Below are 1,216 nucleotides of genomic sequence, written 5' to 3' on the forward strand. Positions count from 1 at the left end.
TCGCGTCGAGAGGGAGAGGACGTCATGACGTCGTTGTAGGCGAGATCCCGGCCGGTGAGGCGCGCGAGGACCTCGCGGACGGTGAGGCCGGTGTCGACGTCGGCGCCCCAGAGGACGTCCATGATCGCCTGCTCGAGGTCACCGAGGGATGCATTCCTGGCCACGGGTGGCTCCTTCCCTGGCGATGGTGATGGTGCGGTCCATGCGGTCGAGGCCGACACCGTGGTGGGTCACCATGATCACCGACCGGTCGCCGGCGTGCTGCAGCAGGTCCGCGATGACGGCGTCGGCGGTCGGGTGGTCGAGGTGGGCGACGGGCTCGTCGAGCAGGATGACCGGCCGCCCGCTGGCGATGGCGCGGGCGATCGACAGCCGCGCCTGCTCCCCGCCGGAGATGCCGCGACCCGTGGTGCCGAGCCGGGTGTCGAGGCCGTCGGCGAGCGACTCCAGCCACGTGCCCAGACCCGCCCGACGAAGGGAGTCGACGAGCGCCTTGTCGTCCGCCTCGGGTGCGGCGAGCGCCAGGTTGGCCCGCAGGGTGCCGGCGAAGACGTGGGGCTCGTCGTCGACGATCGCCATGAGCGCCCGCACGTCGTCGAGGGGCGCGGTCGTGGCATCGGTGCCGTCGACGGTGTAGCTGCCGGTCGCCGGATCGAGGTGGCGGGCGAGCACGGCGAGCAGGGTCGACTTGCCGCTGCCGTTGGGCCCGGTGATGGCGATGTGCTCGCCCGGCTCGACGGTCAGGTCGACGGCCCGAGGTCGGTGCGGCCGTCGACCCAGCCCGCGGTCAGCCCGCGCAGCTCGATCCGCGGCGCCCGCGGGGCCCGCGGCTCCCCCGCGCGACCCCGAACCCTGCAAGACCCTAGGGTTTTGCAGGGTTGACGGCCAAGAACCCTGCACAACCCCAGGGTTTTGCAGGGTTGGCGGCGGCACGACGGCCGGCTCCTGGTCGAGCAGCTCGTCGAGCCGGGCGGCGCAGGCGCGGGCCCGGGCGAGGGGGGCACGGGGTGGGCATCGGTCGAGGCACGCCGAGGGCTTCACCCGTGGCGACGGGGGCGAGGACGAGCAGGGCTCGCACGGGGGTGTCCGCGCCGGAGGTGCTTGCGAGGGCGGCGGCGGCCAGGGTGGCGAGGCTGGTGATGACGAGCACCGCTGCGGCAGAGAGCGATCGGCCCCGCGACTGGCGGGCGACGCTCTCCCGCAGCTCGGCGTGGGC

The 1,216-nt window shown here is 74.1% G+C and carries 2 pseudogenes; both read right to left on the reverse strand.

The window, feature by feature from the left end:
* Window positions 1–138: 138 nt before the first annotated feature.
* Window positions 139–753, reverse strand: a pseudogene (locus AC2W7J_RS18300) (ATP-binding cassette domain-containing protein); the annotation flags it as partial.
* Window positions 754–862: 109 nt separating this feature from the next.
* Window positions 863–1,216 (reverse strand): annotated as a pseudogene (locus AC2W7J_RS18305) (hypothetical protein); the annotation flags it as partial.

The organism is Janibacter sp. CFPM2_SD2 (genome assembly GCF_057364645.1).